Below are 13,656 nucleotides of genomic sequence, written 5' to 3'. Positions count from 1 at the left end.
GGCCCTCCTCCCGTGAAACCCAGCCTCGTCCTCCTCTCCCTCGCGGCCCTCGCCGCCCTGCCGGCTATCGCCGCCGAACCCGCCTCGCTGTCCGACGCATTCGCGCAGGGCAAATACTCCCTCAACGCGCGCCTGCGCTACGAGGGCGTGCAGCAGACCGGCCTGCTCGACGCCAACGCGCTCACGCTCCGCACCCGCCTCGGCTACACGACGGCGAAGTTCGCCGGCTGGCAGCTCTCCGCCGAGGGCGAGAACGTGGCCGCGCTCGACGGCGACGCCTACAGCCAGTCCGGTCTCAACCCCGCCGCCGCCCGCCGCGCCGTCGTCGGCGACCCCGAGACCACCGAGCTCAACCAGCTCTGGCTCGCCTACAGCTTCGACCAGACCACCGCCACGCTCGGCCGCCAGAAACTCATCCTCGACAACGCCCGCTTCGTCGGCGACGTCGGCTGGCGCCAGAACCAGCAGACCTTCGACGCCCTCGTCGTGCAGGACAAGACGCTCGCGCACACGACCGTCACCTACGCCTACCTCGACCAGATCAACCGCGTCTTCTCCCGCCGCCACGCGCAGGGCCGCTGGAACTCCGACTCGCACGTCCTCAACGTCGCCTATGCCGCTTCGCCCGCCGCCACCGTCACCGGCTACGCCTACCTGCTCGACTTCGCCAACGCCGCCGCGAACTCCTGCGCCACCTACGGCGTCAGCGTCGCCGGCGCGCAGAAGGTGAACGACGCCCTCAAGTTCACCTACCGCGCCGAGCTGGCCACCCAGAGCGACTACAGCTCCAGTCCGCTGAGCTACACGACGCTCTACCACTGCTTCGAAGCCGGCCTCGCCGCTAAGTCGGGCAGCCTCACGCTCGGCCACGAGCTGCTCGGCTCCGACCGCAACGTCGGCTTCAAGACTCCGCTCGCCACGCTCCACGCCTTCAACGGCTGGGCCGACCTCTTCCTCGCCACGCCCGCCGCCGGTCTGCGCGACGTCTACGTAAAGGGCACCGCCGCGCTCCCGTCGGCCGTCGCGCTCACCGCGTTCTACCACTGGTTCGAGGCGGCAAAGGGCGGCGCGGACTACGGCACGGAGTTCGATGTCATGGCCACGCGCAAATTCGGCTCGCGCGTCACCGCCGCAGTCAAGGCCGCCGAGTTCCGCCGCGACAGCCTCGCCTTCGCCAACGTCCGCAAGGTCTGGCTCCAGGTCGAGTTCGCCTACTGAGCCGTCCGCCGCTCGCCCCGATCCGCGCCCCGGGACCGGCCTCGCGCCGGTCCTTTTCTTTCCGCCTCCGCGACCGATCCCGTCGCCGCGCGCCGCGAAAGCTTGATGCCCGTCAAGGCGGGCGCGGGGCGCTTCGGCTAAAACAGCCTCATGCCTCCGCACCCGGCCACGCTTTCGGCTGCTTCCGCCTCCCCGCTGCTCGACACCACCGTGCGACGCCTGGGCGCGCGCGCCACCGACCTTCGCGTCTCCGTCGCCCGCGGCTGGTTCCTCTTCGCCATCGGCAGCCTCGTGCTGGCCGGCCTGCTCTCGCTCCTGCTCGTCGTCGGCCGCCTGCCGTTCCTCGGCGCGGTGTTCACCGATCCGCTCTTCTTCAAGCGCGCGCTCGTCGTGCACGTCGATCTCGCGCTCGTCGTGTGGTTCCAGGCGGGCACGGCGGCGTTCCTGGCCTTCGCGCTGGGCGACCGCCTGCCGCGCCACGTCGTCGGCCTCGCCTTCGCCCTCGGCGGCGCCGGCATCGCCGGCCTGCTCGCCGGCGCGCTCATGCCGGGCGCCCAGCCGATCCTCTCCAACTACGTCCCGGTGATCGACCACCCGGTGTTTCTCACCGGCCTCACGGCGTGGTTCGCCGGCTCCGGCCTCTTCTTCGCCGCCGCCCTCGCCGCCCCGGCGCCGACGCACGGCGACCTGCCGGACGACGCGCTCGTCGCCCTGCGCACCGCGGCCGCCGGCAACCTCATCGCGCTGGCGACCTTCGTCGCCGCCTGGCGCACGACGCTGCCCGGCCTGCCCGCCATCGGCTACTACGAGCTGCTGATGTGGGGCGGCGGCCATGCGCTGCAGGCAGCCAACGTCGCCGCGATGCTCGGGCTCTGGCTGTTCCTGCTCCACCGCTGGTCGGGCCGCGCCGTGCTGTCGCCGACGGCCAGCCGCTGGCTGCTCTCCTCGCTCGTGCTGCCGCACGCCAGCCTGCCCGTGCTCGCCCTGCTCGGCACCTCCGACGGCGCCTACACCGAGACCGCCACCGCGCTCATGCGCTGGACGATCTTCCCCGTGCTGCTGATCGTGCTCGGCCTCGGCGGGCGTCACGTCCTCCAGACGCGCGCGCCGGGCGCGGCGCTCAATCTCGACCGCCGCCTCACCGGTCTGACCGGCAGCGCCACGCTCGCCGGGCTCGGGATCGTGCTCGGCGCCTTCATCCGCGGCTCGAACACGCTCGTGCCGGGCCACTACCACGCCGCGATCGGCGCGGTGACGCTCGCGCTCATGACCGCGGCCTACGACCTCGTGGCCGCGCTCTCGCCGCTCTCGCTCGCCGCCGACCTCGCCCGACGCGGCCGGCGCCAGCTGCTGACGTTCGGCGTCGGCCAGGCGACCTTCGGCCTCGGTTTCGCCCTCGCCGGCGTCTACGGCCTCGGCCGCAAGCAATACGGCGTCGAGCAGCACGTGCGCTCCGTCGGCGAATACGTCGGCCTCGGCGTCATGGGCGTCGGCGGGATTTTGGCCGTGGCCGGCGGACTTCTTTTCCTCGCGGTGATGCTGCGGGCCGTCGGCTCGTGGCGCCAGCGCGCGCTACCCCAACCCTGAGATTCGCACCCAATGAAAAACGAAACCGAAAAACACCCGTGGCAGAAGGTCCTGGACAATCCCTGGCTGCTGCTCGCCCTCGGCGTCATCGTGCCGTTCCTCTCCTACACCGTGTGGGGCTGGATCGAGCTGCTCATGACCAAGCCCGCGCTGCTCCCCTGAAAGGAACCCGCCCATGAGCCTGCGTCCCCTCACCTCCCCCTGGTTCCACGCGCCCGCCGGCCACGAGAAGCTCTGGCTCGGCGTCGCCATCCTCTGGTGCTTCGTCATGTCGCTGATGATGCCGTATTGGCATTTTCGCGGTAAGCAAAACAGCCGCGGCGAAGCCTACACCGTCAAGCCGGCCGACTTCCTCGCCCGCACGGAGAAGTTCGTCGCCGCCAACCGCGTCGGCACCTTCAAGAATCCGGTCGCCAACGCCTTCGCGCCCGAGCTGCCGATCGTCGAGCCCGCGCCGGGCGGCGACGCCTACCTCACCGCGCGCATGTGGCAGTGGTATCCCGCGCTGCGCCTGCGCCAGGGCGAGACCTACCGCCTGCACCTCTCGTCGCTCGACCTCCAGCACGGCTTCTCGCTCCAGCCGCTGAACATGAACTTCCAGGTGCTGCCGGGCTACGACCACGTCCTCACCCTCACGCCCACGTCGAAGGGCGAGTTCACCATCGTCTGCAACGAATTCTGCGGCATCGGCCATCACGCCATGACCGGGAAGATCTTCGTCGAGTAACCCCGCCGCCCTCCCGCCCCCTCGCCATGACCACCGCCACCGTCCCTTTTCCCTCTGACGCGAGCGACTCGCATTCGCTCGCCGCGCCCGGCGTGCCGAAGCGCGTCTGCGGCACCACCGGCCTCAGCGTCTGCTTCGACGCCCAGCGCTTCATCAAGCTGAACGCCGTCGCCGCCGTCGTGTTTCTCCTCCTCGGCGGCATCGCCGCGCTCCTGCTCGCCCTCACGCGCTGGCAGACCGTGCACCTCCTGCCGACCGACTGGTTCTACCGCGTGCTCACCTTCCACGGCCTGAACATGCTGATCCACTGGATCCTGTTCTTCGAGATCGCCGTGCTCACCTTCGCCTGCACCACGCCGCTCAACGCCCGGCTCTTCTCGCGCAAGGTCGCCTGGACGTCCTTCGCGATGATGCTCACGGGCGCGCTCATGGTGGATTACATCATACTCGCCGGCAAAGCCGACGTGCTGATGACGTCCTACCTGCCGCTGCTCGCGCACCCGCTGTTCTATCTCGGCATCATCCTCGTCGCGGTCGGCACGCTGATCGGCGTCTTCAACTTCTTCGCCACGATCTACGTCGCCAAGCGCGACCAGGCCTACGAGGGCTCGATGCCGCTCGTGACCTTCGGCGCCCTCGCCGCCGCCATCATCGCCGTCATCACGCTGCTCCACGGCGCGATCGTGATGATCCCGACCTTCACCTACTCGATGGGCTGGACCGCGCAGCCCGACCCCGCCTGGTATCGCCTCATCTGGTGGGGCCTCGGCCACCAGTCCCAGCAGGTCAACGTCTGCGCCATGGTCGCCGTCTGGTATCTCATCGGCAACGTCACCACCGGCGCGCGCCCGATCAACGAGGCCGTGTGCCGCACCGCCTTCGCGCTCTACGTGCTCTTCATCAACATCGCCTCCGCGCACCACCTGCTGGTCGACCCGGGCGTCGGCTCCACCTGGAAGATCTGGAACACGTCCTACGCCATGTATCTCGCCGTGCTCGCGTCGATGGTCCACGGCTTCACCGTCCCCGCGGGCGTCGAGCTCGCGATGCGCGAGAAGGGCTACACCCGCGGCCTCTTCGGCTGGGTCACGGCGCTGCCGTGGAAGAACCCGGCCTTCGCCGCCGCCGCGCTCTCCGTCGGCATCTTCGGCTTCATCGGCGGCATCACCGGCGTCACGCTCGGCACGCAGCAGATCAACATCATCGCGCACAACACGCTGCGCATCCCCGGCCACTTCCACGCCACCGTGGTGGGCGGCACGTCGCTGGCGTTCATGGGCCTGACCTACTACGTCATCCCGCTGATCTTCCAGCGCGACTTCATCGGCCGCTCCTTCGCCCGCGTGCAGCCGTATCTGTTCGCCGTGGGCATCACGATGCTGTCGTTCGGCATGTCCTTCGCCGGCTCGATGGGCGTCGCGCGTCGCTCGTGGGACATCGACACCCAGGGCATCTACAGCCCGGCCGCCCACCTCTGGCTCGGCCTCGTCGGCATCGGCGGCATCCTCGCCTTCACCAGCCTGCTGATCTTCGTGCTGCTCTGCGTCGGCACGCTGCTCTTCGGCCAGAAGGTCGCCGACGGCCAGCCGATCTACAACTGGGGCACGCCACCCGCGCTCGCTGGCGCGAAGGAGGGCTCGCTGGCCGACAACCACACCGCGACCAAGGGCACGATCATCCTCACCCTCGTGTTCCTCGCCTGCTTCGCGGTCTACTATTTCGCCAACTGGAAGGCGCTGGCCGACGTCTGGCCCGTGCGCTGATCCGCCCCGTCGTTTTCCGTGTGTCCCAGGGCGGCCGCTCAACGGAGCACCGCCCCTTTTTCTCCGCCCGAACCCGCGCCCATGACCGTCCACGTCTCCACCGCCGCACCTCCGCCCGTCGCGCACGCGGAAACCCGCGCCGCGCGCGCCGGTCGCTTCTTCACCGGGCCGGGGCTCATGGTCTTCCTCGCCACCGCGCTGGCCGCCTACGAGGGCTTCCTGCTCTTCACCCTGCTCTGGCCGACCGACGCGGCCTGGCTCGGCGGCTTCGTGCGCGACTTCCAGCTCTGGTGCTACCGCGCCGACCCGCGCACCGGCGGCATGTCGTGGGCCGCCGTCAGCGTCATGCTGCTCGAACCGCTCTTCGTCGTCGGCGTCGCCACCGTGCTCTGGCGCGACACCGTCGCCGCGCTGCGCCGCTTCGCCACCTGGCGCGCGCACGCCGCCGCCGCCGCGACCGCGCTCGCCGTCATCGCGGCCGGCATCGCCGGCCTCGTCGCCTACGCCCGCTTCGACACCGCGCGGGCCGAGGCGCTGCCGCCGTTCCCCGGCGAGGCGATCCGCGTCGCCCTGCCGCTACCGGACGTGCCGCTGGTCGACCAGAAGGGCGCGACGTTCCGCTTCTCCGATCTCCGCGGCCAGGTCGTGCTCATCACCGGCGTCTACGCCGCCTGCTCGACCGCCTGCCCGGCCATTTTTGAGGAGGTCCACCAGCTCCTCGGCGAATTCACCCCGCCGAGCGCGCGTCGCTGCGGGTCGTCGCGCTCTCCCTCAATCCCGAATACGAGACGCGCGAGCTGATGGACGGCGTCGCCACCGCCCGCGGCTTCACCCACCCGGAGTTCCGCTACGTCAACGGCGAGCGGCCGGCCGCGATGCTCGACCTGCTCTCCCGCCTGCAATTCGCCCGCGTGCGCAATCCCGAGACCGGCGTCATCGACCACGTGAACCTCTTCCTCGTCGTCGATCGCGCCGGCCGCATCGCCTACCGCTTTAACCTCGAGCCGCGCCACCGCGCCTGGCTCCGCGCCTCCCTCCGCTCCCTCCTCCACGAAAATGCCACGACCACCGTTTTCTCAGATCGTCCCGGCCAACTGTAACCTAATAGGTTACAGTTTTACTACCCTGCTCACTCTAGATCGTGTGATCTGTAACCTATTAGGTTACAGATTAACCGAGCGCCAGGGAGCGTTGCGATGAGTGCGCCGGTGCATCCCGAGCCGGATTGCGAGGCGCTGGCGGACACGCTGGGCGGCACGCCGGGCTCCGCTGCCACACCGCCGCCGGCGCCGGCCATCCGCCTGGCCCGCCTGCTCGCGGCGGGCGAGTCGCTCTTCGTGCGCGCCGACGCGCGGATCGAGCGCGCGCTGCCGCGGGAGTTCAACCCGCTGGCGCAGCTCGGCCCGCTCGCCAACGCCGCGCTCCTGCTCGCCACGCTCTCCGGCGTCCTCCTGCTCGTCTGGTATTCGCCGAGCGTGCAATCCGCCTGGACTTCGCTGGCCGACCTCGGCCCGCGCTCGCTCGGCGGCATCGTCCGCAGCGTCCACCGCTACGCCTCCGACCTCGCGCTGCTGGCCATCGCGCTGCACGCGCTGCGCACGTGGCTGGGGCGCAAGTTCGCCGGCGCGCGCTGGCTGGCGTGGACGAGCGGCATCGCGCTGACCGCACTGGTGTGGTTCATCGGCTGGACCGGCTACTGGCTCGTCTGGGACGTGCGGGCGCAGCACGTCGCGCTCGACAGCATGAAGGCCCTCGACGTGCTCCCGATCTTCGGCGAGCCGATGGGCCGGCTCTTCACCGCGGACCACACGGTGCCGTCGCTGCTGTTCTTCGTCGTCTTCTTCCTCCACATGCTGCTGCCGCTCGCCATCGCCGGCGGGCTCGCCGTGCACCTCGCGCGGCTCAGCCGCGCGCAGCTGCTGCCGAGCCGGCCGATGCTGGCGTGGCTGACCGGCGCCGTCATCGTCGCCGCGCTCGTGCTGCCGGCCACCAACGCCGCCGCCGCGCACATGGCGGTCAAACCCGAGGCGTTCTCGATGGACTGGTGGTTCCTCTGGCCGCTCAACCTCTCCGCGCGCCTCTCCGGCGGCGGCGTGTGGCTGGCGGCGGCCCTGACGGTGCTCGGCGGCGCCACCGTGCCGTGGTGGCTCGGCCGGTCGCGCCCGCGCGCGAGCTACCAGGCGACCGTGAACACCGCGCGCTGCTTCTCGTGCACGCAGTGCTCGCAGGACTGCCCGTTCGGCGCGATCACGATGGTGCCGCGCACCGACGGCAAGCCGTGGCCCTCGCAGGCGCAGATCGATCCGGCGCGCTGCATCGGCTGCGGTGTCTGCACCGGCTCCTGCGACACGCAGGCGATCGGCATGGCGTGGTTCGATGCCCGCGCGGTGACGCGCGAGCTGCAGGATTTCGTCGCCGCCGCCGTCGCGCGCGGCGAGCCGCCGGCGCTGGCGCTGGTGTGCGCGCAGACCGACGGCGGCTGGGATTTCTTCCAACACGCCGCGTGGCGCGCCCGCCTGCCCGGCTACGAGGTCCGCCCCGTGCCGTCGTCCGGCTGGGTCGAGCCCAAGGTCATCGAGGGCCTCATCGCCAAGGGCGCGCGCGCCGTGCTGGTCGTCAGCACGGTGTCGGCCGACCCGTTCTGCCGCGAAGGCGACCGCTGGCTCCCGCTGCGGCTCAGCGGCGAACGCGAACCGAAGTTCCGCCCGAATCGCGCCGATCCGCGCAAGGTCGCGCACCTCCGCTACGACCCGACGCGGCCGCACGCGCTCAGCGCCGCGGCGGCGGACCTCCTCGACGGCGAGCGCTCGCCCGAGCCGGCGCGCGGCTCGTCCGCCCGCGGCTGGTTCACCGGCCTCGCGCTCACGACCGCCGCGCTGGCGGCGTTGCTGGCCGTCAGCGCCGCCCTGTTCCGCCATCCGACCGCGGCGCAGCCGGAGTTCGTGCTGACCTTCCGCGCGTTCGGCGACTGGGTCGACGCCACCACCGTCGCCGCCGCCGCGCAGGACAACCTCCCGGTGCACATGCGCGCCGCGGTGCACGTCAACCGCTCGCGCGCGCCGGTCGTGGTGCGCCTCACGGTCGACGGCGCGGCGCAGGAGCAGGTTTTCCGGCCCAAGGGCCTCCAGTCCGACGGCGCCTCGATCGGCGAGCTGCGCCTGCCACTCGCGCCCGGCGCGCACCGCATCGCCGTCAGCCTCGCCACGCGCGAGGGCGCCGACGCCCCGCGCACCGAGTGGAGCGGCGAGGTCGTCGCCCGGCGCGGCCGGCTGGTCGTGCTGGCGTTCGAGCCCGGAACGGGTTTCCGTCTGGAGCCGTGAAGCGGCATCGCGCCGCGGCATGACCTGCATCAAGGCGCCGCGGCCGGCGCCGCGGTAGACTCGGACCATTCCACGCCTCCCCATGAAACCGAAGACTTTCAAGATTCTCGACGTGCGCCCGCTGCTCGCCGAGGGCACCGAACCCTTTGCCGCCATCCGCGAGCGCGTCGACGCGCTCACGCCGGGCCACGGCGTGACCGTCATCGCCCCGTTCCTGCCCGCCCCGCTGATCGAGCTGCTCAAGAGCGAGGGCTTCGAGTCCTCGATGGAGCGCCGCGCCGACGGCGCGTGGGCGGTGAATTTCTGGAGGGAATGACGCCGTGGTCTCCTACTGCTACGCCATCCCGACGCTGCACCCGCTCGGCGCGCGCATCGCGGGCGTCACCGCGCGCAGCGTGCGGTTCGTGCTCGCCGGCGCCAGCCTGCGCCTCGGCGGCTTTCCCTGGTTCAACTGACTTCGTTTCCCAATGAAACCCTCCGCCCTGCTTCCCTTCGACCGCGACGGTGTCGCGGCGCTCCAGATCCCCGGCGACCGCGTCGCCCACGGCATCGTCAGCCAGGCGCTGCTCACCGCGCCCGGCCTGCGCGCGACGCTCTTCCGTTTCGCCGCCGGCCAGGAGCTCTCCGAGCACACCAGCCCGGCGCGCGTCCTCGTGCAGGTCATCGCGGGCGAGTGCGAATTCTCCTTCGCGGGACAGCCCCGGCTGATCAAGCCGGGCGAGCTGCTCCACCTGCCGCCGAGCGCGCCGCACGCCGTCAAGGCCGTCGGCGACCTCACGCTGCTCGTCATCCAGGCCATGCCGCCCGCGGCGGCCTGACGGCTCAGGCGATTTCGCGGAAGCGTTCCCGGTAGACCGCGCGCACGCCGCGCCCGGCCGGACGGAACGCGACGCCGTCGAGAAAGGTCAGCCAGCCCGCCTCCTCATGCCGCACGCCGACCAGATGCTCGCGCAGGATGATGATGTTCCAGTCGTGCGAGACGTGCAGGTCGAGCGTGCCGGGCGCCGCGCCCGCGAGCTGGGCGCGGACGAAATCCAGCTTCATCGCCGCCAGGGCCGGCGCCGGGTCGATCACGGCCGGCGGCACCGCGCCCTCGAACCACAGGCGCACGAAATGCTCGCCGTGCTGCACGGTGAGCCGTCCCGCCTCGGCCAGGTCGCGGATGTAGTCGATGCCGAGCGCCGGGTGCGCGCCGACGAGTTCGGCGCGTCCGCCGGCGCCCGCGAGCCCGCGGGCGATGCACTCGGCGGTCTGCTGGCAGCGCTTCACCGGGCTGTGAAACAGGCGCACGCGGGAGAAATCCCCGAGCTGCGCGCCAAAGGCCTCGGCGGCGGCGCAGCCGTCGGCGGTCAGCTCCGCCAGCTCCGGCCGCCGCGGATCGGCGATCGGGTGCCGCGCGGCATGCCGCATCACCGCCGCCACCGGCCGGCCGGTGCGTGCCTCCTCCCGCAGGGTTGCCAGCAGCTCTTCTCCTCGCATGGTGGAGATTGAGCGCCGCCGCGTCCCTGCAGGTCAAGCGCTCGTCCCGTCCGATTTCCATGCCGACCACGTCCCCCCGCCCCGCCGACCTCAAGCTCACCGGTCTCATCGGCACGCTCCGCTGCGCCCAGTTGTTCAGCGGGCTCTCCGGCGAGGACCTGACCACGATCGCGAGCTTCACCCAGACCGTCACGCTGGCGAAGGACGACTACCTGTTCCACGAGGGCGAGCCGTCGCGCGGCTGCTACCTCGTGCAGAGCGGGGCGCTGAACGTCCACCGCGTGAACGCCGCGGGCAAGGAGCAGGTGATCCACGTCTTCCGGCCCGGCGAGTCGATGGCCGAGGCCTCGCTCGCGTCGCCCACCGGCTATCCCGCCAACGCCCGCGCCGTCGAGCCGAGCACCGTGCTGCTGATTCCCAAGGCGCCGCTGCTCGAGCTGATCGGCCGCCGGCCCGACCTCGCGCTGCGCATGCTCGGCTCGATGAGCGTCCACCTGCGCGTGCTCGTCGGCATGCTGGACGACCTGACGCTCAAGGACGTGGAAACGCGCCTGCTGAACTGGCTGGTGAAGCACGCCCGCGACGCGAAGAACGGCGTCATCCACCTGCGCGGCACCAAGCGCGTGCTCGCCGCGGAGCTCGGCACGAGCAGCGAAACCCTCTCCCGCACGCTCGCGCGCCTGCGCGACCAGCAGCTGATCACCGTCGAGGCGAAGAGCATCGCGGTGCACGACGCCGGCAAGCTCGCCGCCATGCTGCGCCACAACCTCGGCGAGGAGTGACGCCGCGTCGGCACGGCGGCCGCGGGGACAGAAAACGCCGTTTGCGCGCGCCGGACCCGCGCAGCGCGGGCGGCGCCGGGCGGTAGGGGCCGTTGCCCTCAACGGCCCTCGGAGAGGCCGTCCGCGGCGAGCACAGGGCGTTCGAGGGCCAGCGCCCCGGCCGACGGGCAAGCCTTCGCCTCGTTCGCGGCGACTTACGTCAGCTCGCAGGCGCCGCCGGCACAGGCGACGACCTCCTTGAGCTTGGTCTCGTCGCTCTGCTCGATCAGCTCGGTGTAGTTCACCGGGTTGTAGCGCAGGCGGTTCCACTTCGCGACGTCGTCCTCGGTCGTGACGGCCTCGCGCGGCGCCTGCGGGTAGCGCTTGTCGCCGTCGTGGCCGAGCAGCGAGACGCCGGTGAAGTGCTCGCGGTGCTTCCAGATGAAGTCGGCGACGGCGTTCCACTCGTCGTTCTTCACCGTGCAGGTGTTGGAGACGTTGTGGTGCAGGCCGGGCGAGCGCGAGAGCGGGGCCTCGCCGTTGAGGACCCAGTATTGCTGCACGAGCTGGACGAAGTGGAGGAAGTCCACCGCGCCGATCTCGTCGCGCAGGATGGCGTGCGCCGGCGCCTCGACGGCGAACGTGATCACGTCGTCCGTCTCGGGCCGGTAGACCGACGCCTCGGTCATGTGCGGATTGAGGTCGTGGAAATGCCGGTAGATCGGGTCCTTGCGGTTCGCCTGGACGCGGCGGAAGTAGTGCCGGGCGTGGTGCGGGTGGATGCCCGAGGCCGCGCCGAGCAGGAGCGAGGCCGTGCCCTCGGGCTTCACGCAGGTGACGCGCGCCGCCGGACGGATGCCGATGGCCTTCGCCACGATCTGGTTCGCCGCGCGGCAGAGGCGCGCGCCGCGCTCGAGCACCTCGGGGTTGAAGAGGATCTCCGGGTTGTCCATGAACCCGCAGATCGAGACGCCGAGCAGGGCGTCGCGCTCGTTGAGGTAGCGCGTCACCGGCCCGAGATACGGGATGTCGGTGTAGGCGGCCTGGAGCGTGCCGATGACGGAGGCGTGGATGCAGGCGACGAGGAAGTCGTCGACCGTCTGCAGCGCCGCGCCGTTGATCGTGCTGAGATTGCACATCTGCCAGCCGGAAAGGCGCGTGCCCGGCTCGACCGAGCCGGCGTAGCCGAGGGCGCGGAGCTTCGCGACCTCCACCTCGTCGTCGAGCTCGCCCTTGACGACCGGGTGCAGGCCGATTTCGCAGCACGGGTTGCAGCCGTAGTCGGGATGGTCGGCGAAGTAGAAGCCCGGCTCGCCGAACTCCTTCTGGGCCGCGAAGAGGCGGCGGAAGAGCGTGTCGTCGCCCTGCTGGCGCGGGAGCACGGCGGAGTTGTTCGAGGCGGAGCGCTGCGGGTTCTTCTCGAACCAGTTGCCGGTCTTGGCCGACATCATCTCCTCGTCGTCGGGCGAGAAGAGGCAGATGGTCGCCGAGCGGCGGATGCCGCCGCTGAGGACGGCGCGCGCGGTGAACATGCAGACGTCGTAGACCTCGATCGGGCGGAGCTTGCGGCCCGAGGCGGTGGCGAGGATGGCGTCGACGTCGTTGAGGGCGCCCTTGAGCGGCAGGTGGCCGGGGGCCTTGCCGCCGGCGGTGACGAGCGCCGCGCCGCGCGGGCGGATCTTCGAGAAGTTGAACTCGGCCTTGAAGCGCTCGAAGTGGCTGCGCAGGAGGAAGTGCAGCGCGTCCGCCCAGCCCTCGATCGTATCCTCGATCGTGTAGTGCTCGACCCGCAGCTCCATCTCCTCGCCGCGCACGGGCAGCGTCGGGAGCAGGTCGACGTGGTGCTTCTGCACCGAGAAGCCGCAGCCGGTGCCGGCGAGCAGGAGGAAGAAATACTCGCGGAAGAACTCGAGGCGGTCGATCGGGCTGAACGAGCAGTTGAAGAGCCGGGCGTGGTTCTTGAGGATGGCGTCGCCGCCGAACTGCAGCGAGCGCATCGAGGGCAGCACGCGCTTCATCGCCACGGCGCCGAAGGCGCGGTGGATGGCGTCCTGCAGCGAGCCGCCGGCCAGCCACTCGGCGAGGAAGCGCCGGTCGCCGGGCAGCGCGGGCGAGTCTTCGCCCGGCGCGGGCAGCTTCTGCCCCAGGCGGTCCTTGAAATGCTCGAGGTGCATCGCCATCACGCGGCGCGCCGCCTCGGGGAAGGACTCGCGGCGGCCGAGGTCGCGGCGGTAGCGGGCGTATTTGGCCGTGGCGATGTAGTCGCTCAGGCCGTTCTCGGCGTAATGGTTCAGCCGGTTGGCCGACTTCTTCGCGCGATAGATGATGTAGCTGCGCGCGACCTCCCACTCGCCGTCGGCGGCGATGGCCTTCTCGACGGTGTCCTGCACCTCCTCGATCGTCGGGTGGCGGCCGAGGCGGTAGACGAGCTCGATCATGCGCCCGACGCGGGCGGCGATGGCCGCGCAGCGCGCGAAGGTGTCGGCGTCGAGCCCGTAGCGGGCCGCGGGGTCGTTGCGCGCGGGGTTCTCGACCACGCCGTTCTTTACCTCGAAGAAGGCGAGGGCGACGGCGCGGGTGACCTTCGCGGGGTCCCACGGCACGGTGGTGCCGTCGCGTTTGACGACGCGGCGGTCGGCGGGGGCGATCGCGGAGGCGTGATGACGAGCGGAGAAGCGAGCCAGCAAAGTAGCAGCAGTCATGGATGGTGCGGGGAAAGCCGCGGATCATACGCGCGTGCGTTCGCGCGCGCTAACCATCGGTTGCGAAATGTCGCGGCTGACGCAGAAAAAATTCTTTCG

General features: G+C 71.0%; 14 protein-coding genes. 12 read left to right on the top strand and 2 right to left on the bottom strand.

Annotated features, from left to right (window positions below):
• Window positions 1-12 precede the first annotated feature (12 nt).
• From ACMYLB_RS03790 to ACMYLB_RS03740, 11 genes are all read left to right on the top strand, one after another.
• Window positions 13-1,218 (top strand): alginate export family protein, encoded by a 1,206-nt coding sequence (locus ACMYLB_RS03790; protein ID WP_415909646.1) that lies wholly within the window; start codon window positions 13-15, stop codon window positions 1,216-1,218.
• A 150-nt stretch (window positions 1,219-1,368) separates the two neighbouring features.
• Window positions 1,369-2,805 (top strand): hypothetical protein, encoded by a 1,437-nt coding sequence (locus ACMYLB_RS03785; RefSeq protein WP_415909645.1) that lies wholly within the window; start codon window positions 1,369-1,371, stop codon window positions 2,803-2,805.
• 12 nt (window positions 2,806-2,817) lie between these two features.
• A complete protein-coding gene (locus tag ACMYLB_RS03780; protein WP_415909644.1) occupies window positions 2,818-2,967 on the top strand; it encodes a hypothetical protein in 150 nt (49 codons plus the stop codon).
• Window positions 2,968-2,980: 13 nt separating this feature from the next.
• Window positions 2,981-3,532, top strand: a complete 552-nt coding sequence (locus ACMYLB_RS03775; protein ID WP_415909643.1) for a cytochrome C oxidase subunit II — start codon at window positions 2,981-2,983, stop codon at window positions 3,530-3,532.
• Window positions 3,533-3,558: 26 nt separating this feature from the next.
• Window positions 3,559-5,295 carry a cbb3-type cytochrome c oxidase subunit I gene (locus ACMYLB_RS03770; protein ID WP_415909642.1) on the top strand — a complete coding sequence of 579 codons (1,737 nt, stop codon included), beginning with the start codon at window positions 3,559-3,561 and terminating at the stop codon, window positions 5,293-5,295.
• A gap of 81 nt (window positions 5,296-5,376) precedes the next feature.
• Window positions 5,377-6,096, top strand: coding sequence for a hypothetical protein (locus ACMYLB_RS03765; protein ID WP_415909641.1), 720 nt, complete (start codon window positions 5,377-5,379; stop codon window positions 6,094-6,096).
• On the top strand, window positions 6,096-6,395 hold the full coding sequence (locus ACMYLB_RS03760) for a hypothetical protein (RefSeq protein WP_415909640.1): 300 nt from the start codon (window positions 6,096-6,098) through the stop codon (window positions 6,393-6,395). The genes ACMYLB_RS03765 and ACMYLB_RS03760 overlap by 1 nt, the downstream gene beginning before the upstream one ends.
• Before the next feature lie 96 nt (window positions 6,396-6,491).
• Complete coding sequence (locus ACMYLB_RS03755) at window positions 6,492-8,615, top strand: cytochrome b N-terminal domain-containing protein (protein ID WP_415909639.1); 2,124 nt, start codon at window positions 6,492-6,494, stop codon at window positions 8,613-8,615.
• An 82-nt stretch (window positions 8,616-8,697) separates the two neighbouring features.
• Entirely contained in the window at window positions 8,698-8,931 is a 234-nt protein-coding gene (locus tag ACMYLB_RS03750) for a DUF2249 domain-containing protein (protein ID WP_415909638.1), read from the top strand.
• 4 nt (window positions 8,932-8,935) lie between these two features.
• A complete protein-coding gene (locus ACMYLB_RS03745; RefSeq protein WP_415909637.1) occupies window positions 8,936-9,070 on the top strand; it encodes a hypothetical protein in 135 nt (44 codons plus the stop codon).
• A 12-nt stretch (window positions 9,071-9,082) separates the two neighbouring features.
• Window positions 9,083-9,433: a cupin domain-containing protein gene (locus tag ACMYLB_RS03740; protein ID WP_415909636.1), complete on the top strand. Its 351-nt coding sequence runs from the start codon at window positions 9,083-9,085 to the stop codon at window positions 9,431-9,433.
• A gap of 4 nt (window positions 9,434-9,437) precedes the next feature.
• On the opposite strand, the gene ACMYLB_RS03735 is transcribed toward ACMYLB_RS03740, so the two are convergent.
• Window positions 9,438-10,094 carry a histidine phosphatase family protein gene (locus ACMYLB_RS03735; RefSeq protein ID WP_415909635.1) on the bottom strand — a complete coding sequence of 219 codons (657 nt, stop codon included), beginning with the start codon at window positions 10,092-10,094 and terminating at the stop codon, window positions 9,438-9,440.
• Between the two features lie 59 nt (window positions 10,095-10,153).
• Here ACMYLB_RS03735 and ACMYLB_RS03730 point away from each other — a divergent pair, with 59 nt between their 5' ends.
• A complete protein-coding gene (locus ACMYLB_RS03730; RefSeq protein ID WP_415909634.1) occupies window positions 10,154-10,876 on the top strand; it encodes a Crp/Fnr family transcriptional regulator in 723 nt (240 codons plus the stop codon).
• Window positions 10,877-11,070: 194 nt separating this feature from the next.
• Here ACMYLB_RS03730 and ACMYLB_RS03725 read toward each other — a convergent pair whose 3' ends face one another.
• Window positions 11,071-13,557 (bottom strand): ATP cone domain-containing protein, encoded by a 2,487-nt coding sequence (locus ACMYLB_RS03725; RefSeq protein WP_415909633.1) that lies wholly within the window; start codon window positions 13,555-13,557, stop codon window positions 11,071-11,073.
• Window positions 13,558-13,656: the final 99 nt, after the last annotated feature.

The sequence above is a fragment of the Oleiharenicola sp. Vm1 genome (genome assembly GCF_047777955.1).
Classification (GTDB): domain Bacteria; phylum Verrucomicrobiota; class Verrucomicrobiia; order Opitutales; family Opitutaceae; genus Didemnitutus.
Note: the sequence above shows the minus strand (reverse complement) of the source record. Positions and strands in the feature narration are given on the sequence as shown.

What these genes read in the sequence shown, in the direction of transcription:
- ACMYLB_RS03785 (WP_415909645.1), top strand. Translation starts at nt 1,369, where the DNA reads ATGCCTCCGCACCCGGCCACGCTTTCGGCTGCTTCCGCCTCCCCGCTG.
- ACMYLB_RS03780 (WP_415909644.1), top strand. Translation starts at nt 2,818, where the DNA reads ATGAAAAACGAAACCGAAAAACACCCGTGGCAGAAGGTCCTGGACAAT.
- ACMYLB_RS03775 (WP_415909643.1), top strand. Translation starts at nt 2,981, where the DNA reads ATGAGCCTGCGTCCCCTCACCTCCCCCTGGTTCCACGCGCCCGCCGGC.
- ACMYLB_RS03770 (WP_415909642.1), top strand. Translation starts at nt 3,559, where the DNA reads ATGACCACCGCCACCGTCCCTTTTCCCTCTGACGCGAGCGACTCGCAT.
- ACMYLB_RS03765 (WP_415909641.1), top strand. Translation starts at nt 5,377, where the DNA reads ATGACCGTCCACGTCTCCACCGCCGCACCTCCGCCCGTCGCGCACGCG.
- ACMYLB_RS03760 (WP_415909640.1), top strand. Translation starts at nt 6,096, where the DNA reads ATGGACGGCGTCGCCACCGCCCGCGGCTTCACCCACCCGGAGTTCCGC.
- ACMYLB_RS03755 (WP_415909639.1), top strand. Translation starts at nt 6,492, where the DNA reads ATGAGTGCGCCGGTGCATCCCGAGCCGGATTGCGAGGCGCTGGCGGAC.
- ACMYLB_RS03750 (WP_415909638.1), top strand. Translation starts at nt 8,698, where the DNA reads ATGAAACCGAAGACTTTCAAGATTCTCGACGTGCGCCCGCTGCTCGCC.
- ACMYLB_RS03740 (WP_415909636.1), top strand. Translation starts at nt 9,083, where the DNA reads ATGAAACCCTCCGCCCTGCTTCCCTTCGACCGCGACGGTGTCGCGGCG.
- ACMYLB_RS03735 (WP_415909635.1), bottom strand. Translation starts at nt 10,094, where the DNA reads ATGCGAGGAGAAGAGCTGCTGGCAACCCTGCGGGAGGAGGCACGCACC.
- ACMYLB_RS03730 (WP_415909634.1), top strand. Translation starts at nt 10,154, where the DNA reads ATGCCGACCACGTCCCCCCGCCCCGCCGACCTCAAGCTCACCGGTCTC.
- ACMYLB_RS03725 (WP_415909633.1), bottom strand. Translation starts at nt 13,557, where the DNA reads ATGACTGCTGCTACTTTGCTGGCTCGCTTCTCCGCTCGTCATCACGCC.